Here is a 21644-nt window from a genome sequence, read left to right as displayed (position 1 = left end):
GTGTCTACAGAACTCTGGCCGGTCCAACCATGACCGCTTGCAGGGCAATACTCGCGGTTCTATTCCATATCCCCATGACCGTCCTCTTGGCGAATGAGACGGCATCTCAGGCGACCGTCCTTGGCGACTTACTGATTGCATGCTCGCTCGTTGCTTGTCAATGGAACGGCAACAATTTGGGAAAACTCCCATGGCTCGCTCGCACCGCCAATAGCAAACCTGTGCTGGCCGTGTATCCGTCTTACATAAGGTCAAATTTTGAGGTGGCCGCCGGAAAAGGGTAATAAAGGTAATACGGCGAAAAAGCAGCACTATTTCTCTTTCATATCAGATAGTTAAGAGTCAATCTCAAAGGTAATAAAAGGGTAACGGCGGGGTAATCTTGTTACCTTTTTAGAAGGTAATATCAGGCAGAAATGGAACCCTTTTAAATCAATGACTTGGCTCGATGTTACCTCCCGTGTTACCTCGGATTACCTCCCGAGGTAACATCGACAACCACTGCCTAATCAATGGGTTAGACCGGATTTCAGGGCACCAATTACCTATTACCTCGTTCCGATGGGCATCCAAATTTTTCACCCTGCCCGCCGAGGTCGCTGGAAGGCCGCGGAACGGCACTGAGGGCGCCTCGCCTTCGCAGGGTTCCGCAGGCTCAGGAGCGCCCCTCTCAGCGCTCCTGAGCCCGCTACGGCGGCCCGAATCGCGGTCTGCAGGCGTGCGGAAAACCCAGGGGGTTTAGACCGCAGGCGTGGCGGGGCGACGACTGCGCGCGCCAGGGTAAAAGAGCCCTGCGGGCCCGCATCCGCTAGGATTGCCAGACCAAAGGGGGTGATATGGCGTTCGTGAGACCTGCGTTCAGTCGCAGTCAGGTGGGTAAGGCTGGGGAATACCTAATCGGACCATCAAGTCCCGAAGAGGCACTGTGGGCGTTAGAAGTGATCCACAACTGGCGAGCAGCCCATGCCTATCCGCTGAACACTTTCCAAGCAACGCTGCGGGACAAGCTGAACCGCTTAGGCATCAAGGCAGTTGTTGGGCAAAGGCTCAAGCGCCTTCCCTCAATCTCAGCCAAGTTGCGCCGCAATGAGAACATGCGTCTGCAGCGCATGCAGGACATCGCAGGGATAAGGGCGATAGCGGCGAGCATGTCGGATGTAAATCGTCTCCGAGTGAACTATGAGAAACACAGCAGGTTTGCTCATGAACTGCGTGGAACAGACGACTATGTTGCATACCCAAAAGCGGATGGCTATCGGAGCGTCCATCTAAAGTACCGCTATCAGAGCGAACGCGCCGACGCATTCAATGGGCTTGGTGTCGAGGTTCAGATCCGAACGAGACTGCAACACGCGTGGGCGACGTCCGTTGAAACGGTCGATACGTTCATGGGCCAACACATCAAGATTGGAAAGCCAAATCCCGCCTGGGCTGAGTTTTTCCTACTGGTCAGCGCGGCTTTCGCGCGCGAGGAAAGGGAACCACTTCCTGATGCCCTTAGAGGCTTGGCTTGGGAGAATTTACTGCATAGGCTGTTCGAACTAGAGCACGATCTGCAAGTTCGGGCCCGCCTGCGTGGATTCACTGTGGCCGCCAGCCATATCACCACTCCGGAACGCCGACTAGCCGCCTATCACGTCGTAGTGCTGAACATGGCAACGCGCCATCTGACTGTCCAGTCGTTCTCCGGCAGGGAACAAGCTCGCGCCCACGAACTTTACAGCTACGAGGAGTCACGCACGGCAGCTGGCGAGCCCATCGATGCAGTGTTGGTGCCAGGCGGCACCGTTCAACAGCTTCGAAAGGCATATCCCAACTACTTTCTCGACACTAAAGTGTTTGTGCGGAAGCTGGATGACCTGTACCGCCTCATTCAAGGGCAAAGGGCAGTTAAGAAGCTACGAAGCCACCTCGGGATAGATTGAGCAGGCGACGTCCCTGTTAGCGCATTTGTTCGCCATCACATCGTACCCCGACCCAGTTCCAGCGGTCGGAATCGTATGACTTCATCACCGATCCATTCATTTGCCTTTTCCATTCGCGTTTGCATGGGTTCAAGCTCGATAGCGTCCCACACCTTCGCAGCCTTTTCGATATCACCGAACCCGCCCGCATTCTGCGGAACGATGCCCATCAGCGGCGGCGGCACGCGCAGCGCGGCCAGCATATCGTCTCGCGTGATGTTCTTGATCCCGCTGAACTCATCCTTGGCCGCCACTTCGCTGACCGGGATAAGCTGAAGCCCATCTTTCTTGCCATCGGGCGAGTGCAGGAACAGGTTGCGGAAGTTGCCGGGGCCGCGCGACTTCCTCAGCGCCTCGCGGATGGCGTCCACGTCGTCGTCGTTGACCTTGGGATCGGTCAGATACAGGATGAATCCAGCGTGCGATCCGTTGTTGTAATACTTGCGCCGGAACAGTGTTGCCGATTCATTGAGCAGCGCAGACTGTACGGCCGACAGCCATTCCGGCACACCATAGATTTCCTGATCCACATCGGCCTCTCGCAACTGGAACACGGAACCACGGCGGAATTCGTGTTCCTCCCGATGCCCCGTCACCTGGTAAAACGCGCCCGGTTCCGCGCCGCGCCGCACGTACTTCGCCAAGGGCGCCTGCAGCAAGACCGGAGACCCCAGTACCGAATTTCGGCGTTCCAGATAGCCGTTGCCGAAATGCAGCCAGTCGGTGGCCAACTGCTCGAACGACTCCCGCGACAGCAGCCGATGCGGGATGAACGTCTTCACCAGCATGTTGCGCTTGAATAGCAACCCGGATTTCAAATAGGGATTCGCTCGCGTGGTCTTGGACAGACCGTCCAGCGACACAGGCGGCTCGTACCATCGCCCGTTGTTGGCGCACTCGATGTAATCGAGGATGCCCCGCGTATTGCCAGCACAACCCTTGCCAGGGCGTAAAACAGGTCGAGGAAGTCGGCGACGGGAAAATGCCTTCGCTGGAGGCGTTCGCCAAGATGCAAAACTTCCTGCAGGTGCGCGGCCGCCGTAAGGCGCACACCCGGGGTTGCGTGCCGCCCTATCTGCACGCGGTATCGGCGCTGGCCTACAACCTGCGCGCGCGTGGCATCGAGGTGAACACCCTTACCGATGCCCACTACACCGAGGCGGGCATCATCACCAACCGGCGCAAGGGTTCGCGCGACAACGTCACCCTATGGAATGAAGAGATGCGCGCAGCCTGGAATTGGCTGGTCGCCTACCGCGCCGAACGGATGGAAAAGTTCGACAGGCCCATTCCGATCCGCGCAGAACAGCGGCGGCTGCTGGTGACCGAATCGGGAACGCCGCTCAGCAAGTCGGCCCTGGACTCCGCGTGGCAACGCGCCATGATCATGGCGATCCGCGATGGCGAGCTGGACGCCAGCGATCGATACAGCCTTCATGGGTTAAAGCACCGTGGCATCACTGACACCCAGGGCAACATCGGCGACGCGCAGGATGGTGCGGGCCACAAGTCACCGAGGACGACGATCCGGTACCACCACGTGCTTCCCGTTGTAGCACCGCCGAAGCCGGCGAAATCCTGACCAGCCCATGCCTTGGTCGACCACAAAGAACCGGCCATGCATCGGCGGGTTTTTTATGCCTGCAGGTGCGCGTGGAACATCGCGCCGGGCGTCCATTTTTCCGGTCATTTTTCCGGAAGGGCGTTTTTCCGCGCCGCGTCACGACGTAAGTGATTGATGCGATTGGTGGGCCGTGAAGGATTCGAACCTTCGACCAAAAGATTAAAAGTCTTCTGCTCTACCGACTGAGCTAACGGCCCATGCACCCGGCGTTGCGCCGGGGTGCGAATTCTAACCCAGCTTGGGGGCGGCTGAAAAATCCGGGGTTCAGGCGTATCGGGTCGGGTCGGCCACGCCGGCATCGGCAAAACCCGCTGCGCGCAGGCGGCAGGCGTCGCAGTGGCCGCAGGCGCGGCCCTGTTCGTCGGCCTGGTAGCACGAGACCGTCTCCGAGAAGTCCACGCCCAGGCGCAGGCCCTCGCGCACGATGTCGTCCTTGCCCATCCTCATCAGCGGCGCGTGCACGCGCAGGCCCGCGCCTTCCACGCCGGCCTTGGTGGCCAGGTTGGCGAGTTTCTCGAAGGCCTCGATGAATTCCGGCCGGCAATCGGGATAGCCGGAGTAATCGACCGCGTTGACGCCACAGAAGATGTCCGCCGCGCCCAGCACCTCGGCCCAGCCCAGCGCCACCGACAGCATGATGGTGTTGCGGGCCGGCACGTAGGTCACCGGAATCCCGCCACCGCCGGCTTCAGGCACGTCGATGTCGTCGGTGAGCGCGGATCCGCCGATGCTGCGCAGGTCGACATGCACGGTCTTGTGCGCGACCGCGCCCAGCGAACGCGCGACCCGGTCCGCGGCTTCCAGCTCCGAGGTGTGGCGCTGGCCATAGCGCACGCTCAGCGCATGCACGGCATAGCCCTGCTCGCGGGCGATGGCGACGACGACGGCGGAATCCATGCCACCTGAGAGAAGAACGACGGCTTTTTTAATCGGGAATCGGGAATCGGGAATCGGGAATCGGGAATCGGGAATCGGGAATCGGGAATCGGGAATCGGGAATCGGGAATCGGGAATCGGGAATCGGGAATCGGGAATCGGGAATCGGGAATCGGGAATCGGGAATCGGGAATCGGGAATCGGGAATCGGGAATCGGGAATCGGGAATCGGGAATCGGGAATCGGGAATCGGGAATCGGGAATCGGGAATCGGGAATCGGGAATCGGGAATCGGGAATCGGGAATCGGGAATCGGGAATCGGGAATCGGGAATCGGGAATCGGGAATCGGGAATCGGGAATCGGGAATCGGGAATCGGGAATCGGGAATCGGGAATCGGGAATCGGGAATCGGGAATCGGGAATCGGGAATCGGGAATCGGGAATCGGGAATCGGGAATCGGGAATCGGGAATCGGGAATCGGGAATCGGGAATCGGGAATCGGGAATCGGGAATCGGGAATCGGGAATCGGGAATCGGGAATCGGGAATCGGGAATCGGGAATCGGGAATCGGGAATCGGGAATCGGGAATCGGGAATCGGGAATCGGGAATCGGGAATCGGGAATCGGGAATCGGGAATCGGGAATCGGGAATCGGGAATCGGGAATCGGGAATCGGGAATCGGGAATCGGGAATCGGGAATCGGGAATCGGGAATCGGGAATCGGGAATCGGGAATCGGGAATCGGGAATCGGGAATCGGGAATCGGGAATCGGGAATCGGGAATCGGGAATCGGGAATCGGGAATCGGGAATCGGGAATCGGGAAAAGCATCCGGCTTTCGCCCATTTTTGCAACGCTTCTCGACAGCCGAATGGCTGGTCAAAGGGCTACGGGGGATTTTCGCGCGACGCACCAGGCCGCGCACGTACGCCCATCGCTACCGGCCCGGCTCGTCGTTCCAGAGCAGCTTGTGCAATTGCATCTGGAAACGTACCGGCAGCCGATCCTCGACGATCCAGTCGGCCAGCTGGCGCGGCTCCAGTTCGGACTTGGAAGGCGAAAACAGCACGTCACAGCGCTCGGCGAGCCGGTGCTCGGCCACCATCCCGCGCGCCCAGTCGTAGTCGGTGCGTCCGCACAGGACGAACTTCACCTGATCGCGCGGGGTCAGCAGCGGCAGGTTCTCCAGCCGGTTGCGGGCCATTTCACGCGAGCCGGGGGTCTTCAGGTCGACCACCCGCGAAACCCGCGAATCGACCTCCGCAATGTCGAGCGCGCCGGAAGTCTCAAGCGAGACGTCGTAGCCCGCGTCGCAGAGCCGGCGCAGCAGGATCAGGCAGCGCTTCTGGGACAGCGGTTCGCCGCCGGTCACACAGACATGGCGGACACCGTGGCGGGCGACTTCGGCCAGGATCGCATCGATGTCCCACCACTGGCCGCCATAGAACGCGTACTCGGTATCGCAGTACTGGCAACGCAGCGGGCAGCCGGTCAGGCGCACGAACACCGTGGGCCAGCCGGCGGTGTTGGCCTCGCCCTGCAGGGACAGGAAGATTTCCGTCAGCTTCAGGCGTTCCTGGGCAACGGGCTCGGACGTGGGGACGGCGTTCATGACGGCACATTATCGCCTGTCGGCGCGGCGGCCGTCGGGCTGTGGGGGTGGATTGCGTTCAGCGACGGCCGCGGCCAGGGGCGCGTACCGTTCCGACCGCGGACCGCGGCCGGCCTTTCCCTGGCACGGACTCAGCGCAGTCGGCCGAGCTGGATGGCCTTCAGTCGATCGTCGGCGGTACGGGCGACATCGCTGCCGGGATAGCGGCTGACCACGTCGGCCAGGGTGCGCTCGGCGGCGTCGACCTTGCCCAGGCCGTATTCGCACAGGCCCAGCTTGAGCAGCGAACCCGGCGCCTTGTCGTGGGTGGGATAGCGCTCCATCAGCGCGCGGAACTGCTCCGCGGCCAACGCGTAATTCTGGGTGACGTAGTAGCTCTCGCCCAGCCAGTACAGCGCGTTGGGCGCGTAGACCCCGCTGGGATACGCCTGCAGGAAGGCCGTGAACAGCTGGGCGGAGCCGACATAGTCGCCGGACTTCAGCTTGTCGAACGCCTGGTTGTAGGCGGTACGTTCATCCCCGGCCTGGGCCAGGGATCCGGGATCGCCATGCACGGAGGGCGCCGGTTCGACATTGGCGGCCACCGGCGGGGTCGTGGGCGGGGTGCCGCCGCTACTGCTGGTCGCGGGCACCGCCACGGGCGGCGCGGCACCGCCTTCCATGCGGTTCAGCCGGCCATCCAGATCCAGGTACTGATCACGATTGCGCTGCTGGAACTCCTGCAGATCGTGCTGGAGCTTCTCGATCTGCGCACGCAGTTCGCGGATTTCGCCTTCCTGCTGACTCAGGCGGTTCAACAATTCCATGTTGGCCTGGGAATTGTTGGCCTTGGCCTCCAGCGCCGCGACGCGGTCCGCCAGACTCTGGCGTTGCGCCCAGGCGGGAGCGGCGGCCACCAGGGCCGCCGCCGTGACCAGCAGGAAACGCTTGCCGATCGACATCGCGCTCATCGCTTACTTGGCGGTGTAGACGATCTCGACGCGACGGTTCTGCGCCCAGCACGACTCGTTGGATTCGGTGCAGATCGGACGCTCTTCACCGTAGCTCACCACGCTCAGCTGGCTGCTGGAGCCGCCGTTGGCCTGCAGCGCGGACGACACGGCGTTGCCGCGGCGCTCGCCCAGACCCTGGTTGTAGGCGCGGCTGCCGCGCTCGTCGGCATGGCCTTCCAGGGTGATGCGCGAGGACGGACGGTCACGCAGGTACTTGGCGTGGCAGCCCATGATGGCCTGGAATTCCGGCTTCAACGAATCCTGGTCCAGATCGAAGTACACCACGCGCTGGCGCAGGCAGGCGTCGGTGTCCAGGTCGTTCGGGCCGTAGACGCCGGAAGTGGTGGGCTCGGTCGGGGTGGTCGGGACGGTGGTGGTGGTGTCGGTCGGCTGGGTTTCCTTCACAGCCTTCTTGCAACCGGCCAGCACGGCCACGGACATCAGGGACAGCATCAAAACGCGGGCAGTATTGTTCATCGTCATTCCTTCGGCTTCTCGCAGGGATGGGGGTAAAACCGTAGACGTTATCTTAACGCTTTGCGCGGTACGGCGACCATGCCGGCTCGCGCACATCGCCATCGGCCAGTACCAGGCGCTGGCGGACCCGGCCGTCGGCGGAGACCGCATACAGTACGCCTCTTCCACCTTCGCGGGCGGCATACAGGACCATGCTGGCGTTGGGCGCGAAGCTGGGGGACTCGTCCAGCGAGCCCGGCGACAGGGTGGACCAGCGCGGCGAGCCCAGGCTGCGATCCATCAGGGCGATGCGGTAGGTGTTGCCGCTGCCCTGCGCCACGGCGATCTTCTTGCCGTCGTAGGAAATCTTCGCCGAGGCGTTGTAGCTGCCTTCGAACGTTACCCGGCTCGCGGAACCGCCGCTGGCCGGCACCTGGTAGATCTGCGGACGGCCGCCGCGATCGGAGGTGAAGTAGATGCTGCCGCCATCCGGGCTCCAGACCGGCTCGGTGTCGATGCTGGACTGGTTGGTCAGCTGGCGCAGCTGCCGGCTGGCGATGTCCATCACGTAGATTTCCGGATTGCCGCTGCGCGACAGGGTCAGCGCCAGCCGGTTGCCATCCGGCGAGAACGACGGCGAACCATTGATGCCGCGGAAGCCCGAGACCTTCTGGCGTGCGCCGGTGGTGATGTCCTGGACGAAGACGGCCGAGTTGCCGCCCTCGTAGCTCACATAGGCCAGTCGACGGCCATCGGGAGCCCACGACGGCGACAGCAGCGGCTCGGAGGAGCGCACCACGGTCTGCGGGTTGAAACCGTCGGAGTCGGCGATCATCAGCGCATATCGCGCGCCCTTGCCGGCGCCGCTGGCGGTGACGTAGGCGATGCGGGTCCAGAACGCACCCGGGATGCCGAGGATCTTCTCGTAGATGGCGTCGGCCATCTGGTGGGCGACATCGCGCATGGCGTTGGCGCGCGCGGTCATCGCCAATCCCAGCAGGCGCTCCTGCTTGGCCACGTCGAACAGTTCGTACTCGACCCGGTAGCCGCCGTCACCGGCGTCGACCACGCGGCCCACCACCAGATAGTCCTGCTTGAGCGCGCGCCAGGTCGGATACTGGACCTCGCTGCCACGGGTCGGGCGTTCGACGATGCTGGCCTCCGGCAGGGTGCGGAAGGAGCCGGAACGCTCCAGGTCCGCACGCACCACGCCGGCCACGTCGGTCTGCGGGGCGCCCGCCGAGCCCTGGTACGGCATCGGCACGATGGTGATGGGCAGCGCCGAGGCATTGCCGCCGATGATGTCGATGTCCAGCCCACGCTCCTGGGCGGCAGCGGCGAACGACAGCAGCAGGAGGGTCAGGGCGGAAAGCCAGCGCGGCAGTTTTTTCATGGCAGGTCGGGGGTTCTCGGTCTGTCTGAACGGAAAGGGATACCAGCTTGCGCGTGAACGTTTTCGCAATCGTGAACGGCGCCTGTTCAGGAACGCGATTCTCTCAGCGATCCTGCGCTTCGAACGTGAAATTCAGGGTGCGCTGGAAAACATTCTCGAATCCACGGTACGGCAGGGGCTGGGCGCGCAGCACCGCGGCCTCCACCGAGCGCCGGCCGGCCTCGTCGTAGGGGCAGCTCGGGTCGACCTTGGCGTCGATGACTTCGCCGCCGGGCAACTGGCGGATGGTGATGCGGCACCGCTGGCCGACCGGCACGCTGTCCGGGCGGATCCACTGGTTGAGCACCGCCCGCTGGATGGCGGCGGCGTACTGCGCGGTCAGATCGTCGCTGGTGCCGCCCTGCCCCGGCTGGCCGCCGCTGCGGCTGGCGGCGGGAGTCGCCGCGCTGGCCGTGGTGCTGGCGCGCTGGGCCTGCACGTTCTGCAACTGGCGCAGCTTCTGCTCCGCCATCTGCGCCTCGCGGGCGGCCTGCTCGCGGCGGCGGCGCAGGTCGGCCAGCTTCTTGTCGCGCTCGGCCTCTTCCTGCTGCTTGGCCAGCCGCTGCTTGCGCTCGGCCTCCTGCTGGCGCTCGCGCTCGGTCAGGTCGATCTGTTCCTGGCGACGCTTCTCTTCCTGCTCCTTCAGCGCCTTTTCCTGGGAAATGGCCAGGCGACTGGCGGCGTCCTGGTCCTCGGTGTCCGGGACGGGGATGCGTTCCTGCGCCTGCTGCTGCGGCGCCACCGGCGAGTCCTGCGGGCGCGGCTCGGGCAGCGGCTGAGGCGGCGGCACCGTCTCCTCCTCGGCGGTTTCCTCGATCGGGGTCGGCATCGGCTCCGGCTTGGGCGCGTTTTCCATCGCCTGCTGGGCCGAGCGGATATCGGCGCTGGAGATCTCCAGCGAAGCCTCGATCACCGGCGAACCGGCGGCGGCGTCGAAGTCGTGCGAGGGCGACCACAGGTAGGCGGCGAGGAACAGCAGCGCGATCAGCGCATGCACGCCGATCGCGAGTGCGACCGGAACGGCAAGATCGTCTTCTTCGGGACGATGCCGGGGGGGGAGCGCGTCAGCGTGCATTGCCACCGGGCTGGCTCATCAGGCCGACCTTCTTCACCCCGGCCTGCTGCAACATCACCATCGTGTCCATGACCTTCTGGTAATCAGAATGGCCCGGCGCGGCGACGAACACCGGCGCATCGGGATTCTGGCTGACGAAGGCCTTGAGCTTGGCGGCCAGGGTCACGCCGTCCAGGCGCTCCGGCTTGCCGCTTTCCAGGGTCAGCGTATAGGCGCCGTCGGCGTTGACGCTGACGATGATCGGATCCTTCTTGCTCTCGACCGAACGGGCGTTCGACCTGGGCAGGTCCACGTCCACGCTGAGGGTCAGCAGTGGCGCGGTCACCATGAAGATGATCAGCAGCACCAGCATCACGTCGATGTACGGCACGACGTTGATTTCGGACTTGAGCTTGCGGCGCTTGCGCACGCGGGAGATGGCGGCGGTCATGGCGGACTCCGCTTATTCGTCGCCCGAGGACTGGCGCTGCAGGATCGAGCTGAACTCCTCGGCGAAGGTTTCATAACGCACCGAGATGCGCTCGACCCGGGTGGTGAAGCGGTTGTAGGCCCACACCGCCGGAATCGCCACGAACAGGCCGATGGCGGTGGCGAACAGCGCTTCGGAAATGCCCGGCGCGACCGAGGCGATGCCCGCCTGCTCGCCGCTGTTGAGCATGTCGTGCATGGTGACCATGATGCCGAACACGGTGCCGACCAGACCCACGTACGGCGCGGTGGAGCCGATGTTGGCCAGCAGCTCCAGGTTGCGTTCCAGCTGATCGACCTCGCGCGCGTAGGTCGCGCGCATGGCGCGCTGGGCGCCTTCCAACTGGGCGCGCGGGTCCAGCTTGCGCTTGTCGCGCAGGCGGGCGAATTCGCGGAAGCCGGCTTCGAAGATCGCCTCCAGTCCGCTGACCACCCGGTTGCGGTCGGCCGCGCTGGCGTACAGCTTGCTCAGTTCGGCGCCGGACCAGAACCGGCTCTCGAAGTCATCGGCGTCGCGGTTGGCGGCCTTGAATACCCGCGCCTTGCGGAAAATGATGATCCAGCTGATCAGGGAGCCCAGCAGCAGCAGCACGACGATCAGCTTGACCGGCAGGCTGGCCTTGAGCATCAGCTCCAGGTAGTTGATGCCGCTGTGGGTGGCGGCGGCGGTCGCCTGGACGGCGGCGGCGGCGGTGTCCTCGGGCAGGGCTTCGACCACGGCGGCCAGGAGCGGTGCGATCATCCGGTATTCCTCGATGTTTCGGATTGGTCAGTTCGGCGTTTCGAACAACTTGAATTCTTCATACAACGCTTCGGGCAGCGGTTTGGGTCTGAATCCCGCGGCGGAAAGCGCCGCGACCTTCACCTCTGCCGTCAGCAGGACGTCCTCGCCGCGCAGGATGCGCTGGGCGAAGACGACACTGGCGCGCTTGCACTGGCGTAACACGAGTTCCACCTGCAGCAGGTCGTCCAGGCGCGCCGGTTTCAGGAAATCCAGCGTCATCGCGCGGACCGCGAAGACCAGGTCGTGGTCCCCGCGCAGCCACTCCTGGCTGTGGCCGCGCGCGCGCAGCCATTCCGTCCGCGCACGTTCCAGGAACGCCACGTACTGCGCGTGATAGACCACGCCGCCAGCGTCGGTATCTTCCCAATAGACGCGTGTCGGCCAACTGAATAGCCGGGGAACGGGGTCATTGGTCTGCGATTGGGCGCTCAAAGGCAGGCTTCTCCGGACAAAACGGGGTACCGGGCCATCGGCTCAGAACAGTTCGTCATTGCCGCCGCCGCCCAGTTCCAGTTCCCGGCGGGGTTTCAGGCCCAGGTGCCGGTAGGCCTTGGAGGTGGCCATGCGGCCACGCGCGGTGCGGATCAGGAAACCCTGCTGGATCAGGTAGGGCTCGATGACGTCCTCCAGCGTGCCGCGTTCCTCGGACAGGGCCGCCGCCAGCGATTCCACGCCCACCGGGCCACCGTCGAAGCTGTCGATGATGGTCCGCAGCATGCGCCGATCCAGTTCGTCGAAGCCCTCCGGGTCCACTTTCAGCATCTGCATGGCCGCATCGGCGACAGCATGGTCGATGTGGCCGGTGGCACGCACCTGAGCGTAGTCGCGGACCCGTCGCAGCAGTCGGTTGGCGATACGCGGCGTGCCGCGTGAACGCCGCGCGATTTCGGCGGCCCCCTGTGGCTCGCAGTCGATGCCGAGGATACGGGCCGAACGGCGCACGATGCTGGTCAGCTCCTCGGCACTGTAGAACTCCAGCCGCTGGACGATGCCGAAGCGGTCGCGCAGCGGCGCGGTCAGCAGGCCGGCGCGGGTGGTCGCGCCGACCAGGGTGAACGGCGGCAGGTCCAGCTTGATCGAACGGGCGGCCGGCCCCTCGCCGATCATGATGTCGATCTGGAAATCCTCCATGGCCGGGTACAGCACTTCCTCGACCACCGGCGACAGGCGATGGATCTCGTCCACGAACAGCACGTCGTGCGGCTGCAGGTTGGTCAACAGCGCGGCCAGATCACCGGCCTTCTCGATCACCGGGCCGGAAGTGACCCGCATGTTGACGCCCAGCTCGTTGGCGATGACGTGGCTCAGGGTAGTCTTGCCCAGCCCCGGCGGCCCGAAGATGAGCACGTGATCCAGCGCCTCACCGCGTCCCTTGGCCGCCTGGATGTAGATGTCCAGTTGCTCGCGCACCGGTTTCTGGCCGAGATACTCGTCCAGCCGCTTGGGCCGGATGCTGGCCTCGATGGCTTCGTCTTCGCGGGTGGCGCCGGAGGCGATGATGCGGTCTTCGGTCATGCCGCCATTATGGGGCAAACCGCCATGGAAAAAGGGCCGGCGCCCGCGCGGGTCCGGCCCTTCAGGTCATGCGCTCCGCGATGCCGCGCTCAGATCTCGACCTGCGCGCCCAGCTCGACCAGCCGGTTGCCCGGAATGCGGAAGAATCCGGTCGCCGGCGCCGCGTTGCGGTGCATGACCGCGAACAGCTTGTCGCGCCAGACCGGCATGCCGCGATGGGCGGTGGCGACGATGCTCTCGCGGCTGGCGAAATAGGTCGTCTCCATCGGATCGAAGTAGATGCCGCCACGGTCGCAGGAGCGCATCAGCGCCTGCGGCACGTCCGGGGTCTCCATGAAACCGAACTTGACGATGACCCGGTAGAACTCGTCGCCGATGGAGTCGATCTTCAGGCGCTTTTCCATCGGCGCGAACGGCACCGGCAGGGTTTCCACGGTCAGGAACACGTTGCGCTCGTGCAGCACCTTGTTGTGCTTGAGGTTGTGCAGCAGCGCGTGCGGAACCATGCCGGTCTGGGCGGTCAGGAACACCGCCGTGCCCGGCACCCGCACCGGCGGCGCCAGCATCAGGCCGGGCAGGAAGGTATCCAGCTGGATGCCTTCCTTGCGGATCTCGGCGCTGAGCAGCTCGCGGCCGCGGCGCCAGGTGCGCAGCAGGGTGAACACGACGATGCCCAGCACCACCGGGAACCAGGCGCCCTGGAAGAACTTGGCGCCATTGGCGAACACGAAGCCGACGTCGACCACGAAGAACACCACGCACAGCGCGATGACCACGCCGCTGCCCTTCGGCCACAGCGCCCGCGCCACCAGCGCCAGCAGCAGGGTGTCGATCAGCATGGTCGCGGATACCGAGATGCCGTAGGCCGCGGCCAGGCGGGTCGAATCCTGGAACATCAGCACCACGGTCAGCACCGCGACCATCAGGATCCAGTTGATCCCGGGGATGTAGATCTGGCCGATGGTGTCGTGCGAGGTGTGCTTGATCTGCATGCGCGGGATGTAGCCCAGCTGCATCGCCTGGCGTGCCACCGAGAACGCGCCGGTGATGACCGCCTGCGAGGCGATCACCGCCGCCAGCGTGGCCATCACGATCATCGGGTACAGCGCCCAGCGCGGGACCGCTTCATAGAACGGATTCACTACCGCCGCCGGATGCTCCAGCACGAACGCGCCCTGCCCCAGATAGTTCAGGAACAGGCACGGCAGCACCAGGATGTACCAGGCGTAGCGGATCGGCTTGATGCCGAAATGGCCCATGTCGGCATACAGCGCCTCGCCGCCGGTGACGGCCAGCACCACCACGCCGAGGATGAGGACCGATTGCCAGCCGTGGTCGATGAAGAAACGGGCACCCCACAGCGGGTTGAGCGCCTTGAGCACTTCCGGCGCATCGATGATGTTGCCGATGCCGATCGCGGCCAGCGACAGGAACCAGATCACCATGATCGGCCCGAACACCCGGCCCACCTTCTGCGTGCCGAACCGCTGGACCAGGAACACCGCCAGCAGGATCACGATGGTGATCGGCACGATGAAGCGATCCAGCGCCGGCGCGGCGACCTCCAGGCCCTCGACCGCGCCCAGCACGGAGATGGCGGGGGTAATCACGCCGTCGCCGAAGAACAGCGAGGCGCCGAAGATGCCGAGGATGCCGACCACGTAGGCGGTGCGCGATCCCTTCTTGAGGGTGCGCTGGGTCAGCGCCATCAGCGCCATGATGCCGCCCTCGCCCTCGTTGTCGGCGCGCATGATGATGGAGACGTACTTCACCGTCACCACGATCATCATCGCCCAGAACACCAGCGACAGGATGCCCAGCACCGTGTCGTGGTTGGCCTGCAGGTGGAAGTGTTCGGAGAACGCTTCCTTCAGCGTGTACAGCGGGCTGGTGCCGATGTCGCCGAACACCACGCCGGCCGCGGCGATGACCAGGCCGGGCAGGCCCTGCGGCGTGCCGTGCGAATGGCCGTGGCCGTGGCCGCCGGAGGACGAAGCGGCCGAATGGGAGGAAGCGGATGCGGACATGGCGGGGTAAAGGCTAGCGCGCGGTAAGTGAGGAAAGGCTCTAAACAGTTCAGCGCAGGGCCGACTGCAGGGCCTTGCGGATGATCGTCGCCGCATCGTCGCCGCTGCCGGTGGCATCGCGGGCCATGCGGGCGGCCTCGGCCGGCTTGTAGCCCAATTGCTGCAGGGCGATGGTGGCTTCGGATTGCGGATCCACCGGCAGGCTGGCGCTGGTCCCTCCACCGCCGCCGCCCAGATCCGCGGCGCGATCGCGCAGTTCCACCACCATGCGCTCGGCGGTCTTCTTGCCGATGCCGGGGATGCGGGTCAGCGCGGTCACGTCGCTGGACTGGACCAATCGCGCGAACTCGTCGACGCTGACGCCGGACAGCACCGCCAGCGCGATCTTGGCGCCGATGCCGCTGACTTTCTGCACGTCGCGGAACAGGCGCCGCTCGCCCTCGCGCAGGAAGCCGTACAGCGACACGCTGTCTTCCTTCTGCGCGTAGTGGGTGAACAGGGTGACCTCGCGGCCGACGTCGGGCAGATCGTAGAAGGTGCTCATCGGCGCCTCCAGCTCATACCCCACCCCGCCCACGTCGATGATCAGCCACGGGGGCTGCTTGTGCGAAAGAATGCCGCGCAGTCGTCCGATCATTTGGCCCTCCGGGCACGGGATTGGAGATTCGGGATTGGGGATTGGCGAAGCACGGCCTCCCGCCGCGCCACGCCGTTGCGAATCCCCAATCCCCAATCCCGAATCCCGGACATCACTTGCGGCTCCATGCCTGGCGGGCATTGACGCCCAGGCGGTTGGCGGTGGCGCGCACGTGCGCGTGGGTGATCGCCACGGCCAGGGCGTCGGCGGCGTCGGCCTGCAGCTTGCCGTGCAGGCCCAGCATGATGCCGACCATGTGCTGGATCTGGTGCTTCTCGGCGCTGCCCTTGCCGACCACGGCCAGTTTCACTTCCTTGGCCGCGTATTCGTGCACCGGCAGATCGCGCAGCACCACCGCGCAGATCGCCGCGCCGCGCGCCTGGCCCAGTTTCAGCGCCGAATCCGGATTGCGCGCCATGAACACCTTCTCGATCGCCACCTCGTCCGGCCGCCAGGTCTCGATGATCTCGGCCAGCCCGGTCAGCAGGCACTTGAGCCGCTGCGGAAAATCCTCCGCGCCCAGCAACACCAGCGGCGCATGGTGCACATGCGTCGTCCGCCCCGCGCCATCCACGTCGATGATGCCGACGCCCGTGCGCTGCGAACCCGGATCGATGCCTAGGATGCGGGTCATTGGGGCCGGGATTGGGGATTCGGGATTCGGGATGGAATGCATGGCGCACGGCACGGGGCCGGTTTCGGGGACGTCATCATCCCCAATCCCGAATCCCCAATCCCGTCCTTACGCATACGCATCCGCGCCGAGTTCGGCGTTGGAATAGACGTTCTGCACGTCATCCAGGTCTTCGAGCATGTCCAGCAGCTTCACCACCTGCTTGGCGGTGTCGCCCTGCACGGCGATGTCGTTGTCGGCGCGGAAGGTGACTTCGGCCTGGTCGGCCGACAGGCCCGTGGCGTCCATGGCGCCCTTCACGGCCTGGAAGGCGTCGGGCGCGGTGATGACGTCGATGGAGCCGTCGTCGGGATACACCACCACGTCGTCCGCGCCGGCCTCGATGGCGGCCTCGGTGATTTTTTCCTCGTCGGCGCCCGGCGCATAACTCAGAACACCCAGTCGCTTGAACATGAACGCGACCGAGCCTTCGGTGCCCATGTTGCCGCCGCACTTGCTGAAGGCGTGGCGGACGTCGGCCACGGTGCGCACGCGGTTGTCGGTCAGGCAGTCGACGATCACCGCCACCCCGCCCGGCGCGTAGCCTTCGTAGCGCACTTCCTCGTAGACCACGCCTTCCAGCTCGCCGGTGGCTTTCTTGATGGCGCGCTCGATCACGTCCTTGGACATGTTGGCCACCAGGCCCTTGTCCACCGCCACCCGCAGGCGCGGATTGTTGTTGGGATCGCCCCCGCCCGCCCTCGCGGCCACGCCGATCTCGCGGATGATCTTGGTGAAGATCTTGCCGCGCTTGGCGTCGCTGGCATTCTTGCGGGCTTCGATCGAGGGTCCTCTACCCATGGGTCTTCCGGAACAAGGCTGCTGACGGGGCGGCGATTCTACTCCATCGCGCCGGCGCGGCCGTTATCGGCTCGTGTTCCGGCCGCCGCTCCGGGCAGTGTTCCGGCTCCGGTTCCACGCGTTTCCGGATGGGCGAAACGTCCGTGGCGCAGGAAATTCGCGGCCTGGCGCGCGGCATCGGCGGAGAACACCAGGCCGGTGTGGCTGGCGGCGACGATGCAGTGGTCGGCCAGGCCCGCCAGGCGGGTTTCCTCCACCGACACGGTGCCGTCGGATTCCCCTTCGAACCGGGCCAGCAGGCGGCCGAAACCACGCGCGACGTTGCCGGCCACCACGCCCACCTGCGCCGGGCCCTGCCAGGCCGCGCAGCCGGACAGCAGCAACGGTCCACTGCGGCCGAGCGCATGCACGCTCCAGGGATGGCTGGCGAGATTCCGCGCGGTCAGGCTGCCGCGCAGCGGCGAGCCCAGGCAGACCACCCGCGGCACCGGCAGATCCAGCGCCTGGCGCAGGGTTTCCAGGGCGATCACGCCGCCCAGGCTGTGGCCAACCAGGCCAATGGGGCCGCCAGTGGACCGCAAATGGTCGATCAGGCGCGGAATCGCGGCTTCGGGACCGCCGAACACGCTGTCATAGCCGAACACCTCGGCATCGAATCCTTCCGCGCGCAGCCGCCACGCCAGCGGCGCCACCCACGAGCGCGCATTCCAGATGCCATGAAGAATGAGGACGCGGGGGAGAGCGGACGCGGATTTGACCATGCCCGCAGTCTCTACGATTCCCGCTCCGCCCGCCAACCGGGCGCGTGGAGGGATGCTCCGCAGGCGCAGCCCCCAACCCGATCTCGCGGGGGAAGGCTGGCCGCGCGGATCAGGGCCGCGTGTGCGCGGTCCGTCGCAGGATGAACTCGTGGTCGCGCACGCGGCCGACCGGAAACTCGTAGTCGCCCACCCTTTCGAAACCATAGCGGGCATAGAAGCGCTGGGCGCCGAAGTTCTGCGACCACACGCCGATCCACAGCGTGCGCGGGCCGTCACGTTCCAGCCACGCCAGCGCGGTGTCGCACAGGCGCGCGCCCCAGCCGCCGTTCTGGTGCGTCTTCAGCACGTACAGGCGCTTGAGTTCGCCGTCACCGGCGGCGACGTCCGGATGCGGCAGGCCACACGGGCCGGCCGCGGCGTGGCCGACCGCCACGCCGTCGGCTTCCAGCAGCCACACCGCGTAGTCGGGGTGGCTCAGGATGATCCGCTGCTTGTCCACCGCGTAGGCGTCCGCGAGGAACGCCTGCAGGTCCTCCGGCGGATACAGGTGGCCGAAGGTCTCGACGAAGGTGCGCGCCGCCAGCGCCGACAGGGTTCCGGCGTCATCCGGGGTGGCGCGGCGGATCTCCACGCTCACTCTTCCTCGTCGTCCTCGTCCGACTCGTCTTCCTCTTCGGCGTCCTCGTCGTCCTCGCCTTCTTCCTCGTCCTCGTACTCGTAGTCGTCCTCGCCGAAGTCCTCGCCATCCCAACGGCCCTCGCCGTCCGGCACGAAGGTCAGCGCCATCGCCGCCGGCGAGGTACCGATGCGCACCACCCAGCCGCCGAACACGCGGGCGCGTTCGGTCACCAGCCCCGGCTCCGTGCCCTCGTTGCCCAGCTTTTCCCACTGCAATGCGAATGCAAACTCGGTCATGCCAATACTCCGGAAGAAAGAAAATCCCCTGGCGGGGAATCAGGCGGCGATTGCCGCCAGACGAATGGAAGAACGATTCGCGGAACCCGGCCCCGCGGATGCGGGGCCAGGCGACGGATTACTGTGCCTTCGGCGCGACCGGCCGCACCTGGATGTGCAGTTCCGCCAATTGCTCGTCGGGAATCGGCGAGGGTGCGCCGGTCATCAGGCACTGCGCGGTGGTGGTCTTGGGGAACGGGATCACGTCGCGGATCGATTCGGTGCCCGCCATCAGCGCGGCGATGCGGTCGATGCCGAAGGCGATGCCGCCGTGCGGCGGCGCACCGAATTTCAGCGCGTCCAGCAGGAAGCCGAACTTGGCCTCCGCCTCTTCCGCGCCGATGCCCAGCAGCTCGAACACCGCGCTTTGCATGTCGGGGCGATGGATGCGGATCGAACCGCCGCCGATCTCGTTGCCGTTGAGCACCATGTCGTAGCCACGCGACACCGCGGTCTTCGCGTTGGCGCGCAGGTCGGCGATGTCGTCCACCGCCGGCGCGGTGAAGGGATGATGCAGGGCCACGTAGCGTTGCGCTTCCTCGTCCCACTCGAACATCGGGAAATCGGTGACCCACAGCGGACGCCAGCCTTCGGCGACGCGACCGAATTCCTTGCCGGCCTTCAGGCGCAGCGCACCCATGAAGTCGGAAACCTTGTTGTAGCCGCCCGCGCCGAAGAACACGATGTCGCCGTTGCCGGCGCCAACGTGCGCGACCAACGCCGAGAACGCTTCCTCGCCGAAGAATTTCTGGATCGGCGAGCTGACTTCGCCGTTGTCGGCGATCTTGATGTAGGCCAGGCCCTTGGCGCCGTATTTGGCGGCATGCGCGGCATACTCGTCGATCTGCTTGCGCGACAGGCTGGCGCCGCCCGGGACGCGCAGCGCGGCGACGCGGCCGTCCGGATCCGCGGCGGCGGCCGAGAACACGGCGAATTCGCTGTCCTTGACCAGTTCGGCGACATCGACCAGTTCCAGGTCGATGCGCAGGTCGGGCTTGTCCGAACCGTAGCGGCGCATCGCCTCGGCCCAGGTCATGCGCGGGAAGGGCTCGGCCAGATCGACGGACATCACTTCCTTGAAGATGTCGCGGATCATGCCTTCCACGGTGTCCTGCACGTCGCGCTCGCGCACGAAGGCGAACTCCATGTCCAGCTGGGTGAATTCCAGCTGGCGATCGGCGCGCAGCGCCTCGTCGCGGAAACAGCGCGCGATCTGGTAATAGCGATCGAAGCCGGCGACCATCAGGATCTGCTTGAACAGCTGCGGCGACTGCGGCAGCGCGTAGAACTCGCCCGGATGCAGGCGCGCCGGCACCAGGAAGTCGCGCGCGCCTTCCGGCGTGGCCTTGGTCAGGATCGGCGTCTCGATGTCCTGGAAGCCACGGGCGTCCAGCCAGCGGCGCAGCGCCTGCACCAGGCGGATGCGGGTGCGCTGCATGCGCTGCATCTCCGGACGGCGCAGGTCCAGGTAGCGATACTTCAGGCGGATGTCCTCGCCGGCGTTCTCGTGCGCGTGGAACGGCAGCGGCTGCGCCTTGTTGAGCACGCTGATGCGGGTGGCGACGATTTCCACCTTGCCGGTGGGAATCTTCTCGTTGACGCTGTGGCGCGCGCGCACCACGCCTTCGACCTGCAACACGTCCTCATAGCCCAGGTCCGCGGCCACCGCGAACACGTCCGCGGCATTCCGATCGCCAGCCGCCGGCTCCACCGTCACCTGCACGATGCCTTCGTGGTCGCGCAGGTCGATGAAGCACACGCCGCCGAGGTTGCGGGCAACGTCGGTCCAGCCGCACAGGGTGACGGTCTGGCCGATCATGGCCTCGTTGATGAGGCCGCAGTAATGGGTACGCATGGGGGCTCCGCGAGTTGCATCCGGCGAGGGCCGGAAAGCCGCATAGTCTAACCCGGCCCGGGTCGCCCGCCCCCCGCCGCGCGGGCCTAGCCTACCCGGCCCGCAACGGGATTAAGCTTGCCGCTCCCGACGGGAGACCACCATGAACAAGGCTGTGATGAAGTCGCTGTGCGCACTCTTCCTGGCCTTGCTGGCCAGCCATGCCCCGGCCCAGGTCCAGACCCGGGCCTACGCGCCGGAAAACCTGCGGACCCTGACCGTGGCGGAGCAGACCCGGGTGATCAGCCTGGAGTACAGCGAACAGTCGCGCGGGCGCCGCATTCCCGACGACCAGTTGCGCTTCTACCTCGACCAGGTGCGCCTGTCCGGTTGGCCTTTCAGCCGGATCAAGCAGGACATCGCCACCTCGCTGGGGGGCGGAAACGACGGCTGGAATCCCGGTCCGGCGCCCGGCCGCACCGTCCGCTGCGAAAGCGTCGACCAGCGTGAACGCAGTTGCCAGACCGGCTTCGCCAATCGCGTCCGGCTGTCCCGCCAGCTGTCCAGCGGGGCCTGCGTCGAGGGCCGGTCCTGGCAGCAGCAGCCCGGGGTGATCCGGGTCCGCAACGGCTGCCGGGGGGAGTTCGTGGAAACCTCGCAGGGGTGGGGCAACGGCGGCGGCAACAGCGGCTACACCGTGACCTGCGCCAGCGAGGACGCGCGCTACCGCACCTGCGCCTGGAACGACCGCCGCGGCCGCCCGGTGGTGGTGCAGAACCTGTCCAAGGCCCAATGCCGGGAAGGGAACAACTGGGGCCACCAGCGCAATCTCATCTGGGTCAACCACGGCTGCCGCGCCCGTTTCGGCGTGGCCGGTGGCGGCTGGGGTGGCGGCAATCCGGGCTACAGCGTCCAGTGCGCCAGCCGTCCGGGCGATCCGCGGCTCAACCGCTGCCGTTGGGACGCCCGCCAGGGCCGGCCGCGCGTGCAGCAGGAATTCTCGCAGGGCATCTGCGTGGAGACCCGCGGCTGGGGGTATGACGCCAACCGCCAGGAAATCTGGGTCCGCGGCGGCTGCAACGCGCGCTTCAGCGCGCGCTAGCCCCGCGGGTCCGATCCGGGGACGGGCCGCACGGGCCGCACGGGCCGTCCCC

General features: G+C 65.7%; 23 protein-coding genes, 1 tRNA gene and 1 pseudogene. 4 read left to right on the top strand and 21 right to left on the bottom strand.

From position 1 onward, the window contains the following. Together IQ458_RS19640 and IQ458_RS13210 are read left to right on the top strand one after the other, a co-directional pair. Nucleotides 1-284, top strand: a 284-nt coding sequence (locus IQ458_RS19640) for a hypothetical protein (RefSeq protein ID WP_235996833.1), incomplete at its 5' end; no start/stop codon positions are given. Between the two features lie 654 nt (nt 285-938). Then, entirely contained in the window at nt 939-1925 is a 987-nt protein-coding gene (locus tag IQ458_RS13210) for a RelA/SpoT domain-containing protein (RefSeq protein WP_203323118.1), read from the top strand. Between the two features lie 35 nt (nt 1926-1960). On the opposite strand, the pseudogene IQ458_RS13205 reads toward IQ458_RS13210, so the two are convergent. Next, nucleotides 1961-2929, bottom strand: a pseudogene (locus IQ458_RS13205) (phage portal protein); the annotation flags it as partial. A gap of 17 nt (nt 2930-2946) precedes the next feature. Here IQ458_RS13205 and IQ458_RS13200 point away from each other — a divergent pair. Further along, complete coding sequence (locus IQ458_RS13200; protein ID WP_203323117.1) at nt 2947-3546, top strand: site-specific integrase; 600 nt, start codon at nt 2947-2949, stop codon at nt 3544-3546. A gap of 163 nt (nt 3547-3709) precedes the next feature. Here the strand turns inward: IQ458_RS13200 and IQ458_RS13195 are convergent. The 20 genes from IQ458_RS13195 to aspS form a co-directional block, all read right to left on the bottom strand. Continuing rightward, nucleotides 3710-3785 (bottom strand) — tRNA-Lys (locus tag IQ458_RS13195). 67 nt (nt 3786-3852) lie between these two features. After that, a complete protein-coding gene (gene queC / locus IQ458_RS13190; protein ID WP_183638925.1) occupies nt 3853-4518 on the bottom strand; it encodes a 7-cyano-7-deazaguanine synthase QueC in 666 nt (221 codons plus the stop codon). Next, on the bottom strand, nt 4514-5323 hold the full coding sequence (locus tag IQ458_RS19635; RefSeq protein ID WP_235996829.1) for a hypothetical protein: 810 nt from the start codon (nt 5321-5323) through the stop codon (nt 4514-4516). The genes queC and IQ458_RS19635 overlap by 5 nt, the downstream gene beginning before the upstream one ends. 83 nt (nt 5324-5406) lie before the next feature. Further along, a complete protein-coding gene (queE, locus tag IQ458_RS13175; RefSeq protein WP_183638926.1) occupies nt 5407-6081 on the bottom strand; it encodes a 7-carboxy-7-deazaguanine synthase QueE in 675 nt (224 codons plus the stop codon). 131 nt (nt 6082-6212) lie between these two features. Continuing rightward, nucleotides 6213-7022 carry a tol-pal system protein YbgF gene (gene ybgF, locus IQ458_RS13170; RefSeq protein WP_203323124.1) on the bottom strand — a complete coding sequence of 270 codons (810 nt, stop codon included), beginning with the start codon at nt 7020-7022 and terminating at the stop codon, nt 6213-6215. A gap of 12 nt (nt 7023-7034) precedes the next feature. Further along, nucleotides 7035-7550, bottom strand: a complete 516-nt coding sequence (gene pal / locus IQ458_RS13165) for a peptidoglycan-associated lipoprotein Pal (protein ID WP_203323116.1) — start codon at nt 7548-7550, stop codon at nt 7035-7037. Nucleotides 7551-7602: 52 nt separating this feature from the next. Further along, on the bottom strand, nt 7603-8922 hold the full coding sequence (gene tolB, locus IQ458_RS13160; RefSeq protein ID WP_183638928.1) for a Tol-Pal system beta propeller repeat protein TolB: 1320 nt from the start codon (nt 8920-8922) through the stop codon (nt 7603-7605). A gap of 103 nt (nt 8923-9025) precedes the next feature. Beyond that, nucleotides 9026-10036, bottom strand: coding sequence for a cell envelope integrity protein TolA (gene tolA, locus IQ458_RS13155; RefSeq protein WP_203323123.1), 1011 nt, complete (start codon nt 10034-10036; stop codon nt 9026-9028). Then, nucleotides 10026-10466 (bottom strand): protein TolR, encoded by a 441-nt coding sequence (gene tolR, locus IQ458_RS13150; RefSeq protein WP_192197939.1) that lies wholly within the window; start codon nt 10464-10466, stop codon nt 10026-10028. Before tolR ends, tolA begins: the two co-directional genes overlap by 11 nt. A 12-nt stretch (nt 10467-10478) precedes the next feature. Next, nucleotides 10479-11246: a protein TolQ gene (gene tolQ, locus IQ458_RS13145; protein ID WP_183638933.1), complete on the bottom strand. Its 768-nt coding sequence runs from the start codon at nt 11244-11246 to the stop codon at nt 10479-10481. Nucleotides 11247-11273: 27 nt separating this feature from the next. Beyond that, entirely contained in the window at nt 11274-11720 is a 447-nt protein-coding gene (gene ybgC, locus IQ458_RS13140) for a tol-pal system-associated acyl-CoA thioesterase (protein ID WP_203323115.1), read from the bottom strand. A gap of 42 nt (nt 11721-11762) precedes the next feature. After that, nucleotides 11763-12803 (bottom strand): Holliday junction branch migration DNA helicase RuvB, encoded by a 1041-nt coding sequence (gene ruvB, locus IQ458_RS13135; protein ID WP_183638937.1) that lies wholly within the window; start codon nt 12801-12803, stop codon nt 11763-11765. Between the two features lie 89 nt (nt 12804-12892). Next, nucleotides 12893-14830: a potassium transporter Kup gene (locus IQ458_RS13130; protein WP_192197941.1), complete on the bottom strand. Its 1938-nt coding sequence runs from the start codon at nt 14828-14830 to the stop codon at nt 12893-12895. A gap of 49 nt (nt 14831-14879) precedes the next feature. Further along, nucleotides 14880-15467: a Holliday junction branch migration protein RuvA gene (ruvA, locus tag IQ458_RS13125; RefSeq protein ID WP_141455743.1), complete on the bottom strand. Its 588-nt coding sequence runs from the start codon at nt 15465-15467 to the stop codon at nt 14880-14882. A 112-nt stretch (nt 15468-15579) separates the two neighbouring features. Beyond that, a complete protein-coding gene (gene ruvC / locus IQ458_RS13120; protein ID WP_141455742.1) occupies nt 15580-16101 on the bottom strand; it encodes a crossover junction endodeoxyribonuclease RuvC in 522 nt (173 codons plus the stop codon). A gap of 108 nt (nt 16102-16209) precedes the next feature. Then, entirely contained in the window at nt 16210-16941 is a 732-nt protein-coding gene (locus IQ458_RS13115; RefSeq protein ID WP_203323114.1) for a YebC/PmpR family DNA-binding transcriptional regulator, read from the bottom strand. A gap of 38 nt (nt 16942-16979) precedes the next feature. After that, on the bottom strand, nt 16980-17702 hold the full coding sequence (locus IQ458_RS13110; RefSeq protein ID WP_235996827.1) for a lipase family alpha/beta hydrolase: 723 nt from the start codon (nt 17700-17702) through the stop codon (nt 16980-16982). Nucleotides 17703-17811: 109 nt separating this feature from the next. Then, the gene (locus tag IQ458_RS13105; RefSeq protein WP_425504688.1) at nt 17812-18333 is read right to left on the bottom strand and encodes a GNAT family N-acetyltransferase; all 522 of its coding nucleotides are present in this window, start codon (nt 18331-18333) and stop codon (nt 17812-17814) included. Between the two features lie 2 nt (nt 18334-18335). Next, a complete protein-coding gene (locus IQ458_RS13100) occupies nt 18336-18617 on the bottom strand; it encodes a DNA primase (protein WP_203323112.1) in 282 nt (93 codons plus the stop codon). 118 nt (nt 18618-18735) lie between these two features. Continuing rightward, on the bottom strand, nt 18736-20511 hold the full coding sequence (aspS, locus tag IQ458_RS13095) for an aspartate--tRNA ligase (RefSeq protein ID WP_183638949.1): 1776 nt from the start codon (nt 20509-20511) through the stop codon (nt 18736-18738). Between the two features lie 142 nt (nt 20512-20653). On the opposite strand from aspS, the gene IQ458_RS13090 reads away from it, so the two are divergent. Further along, nucleotides 20654-21592 carry a DUF3011 domain-containing protein gene (locus IQ458_RS13090; protein ID WP_203323111.1) on the top strand — a complete coding sequence of 313 codons (939 nt, stop codon included), beginning with the start codon at nt 20654-20656 and terminating at the stop codon, nt 21590-21592. Nucleotides 21593-21644 lie beyond the last annotated feature (52 nt).

The organism is Pseudoxanthomonas beigongshangi, from assembly GCF_016820515.1.
Taxonomy (GTDB): Bacteria; Pseudomonadota; Gammaproteobacteria; order Xanthomonadales; family Xanthomonadaceae; genus Pseudoxanthomonas_A; species Pseudoxanthomonas_A beigongshangi.
This window is presented reverse-complemented; position numbering and strand designations above follow the sequence as displayed.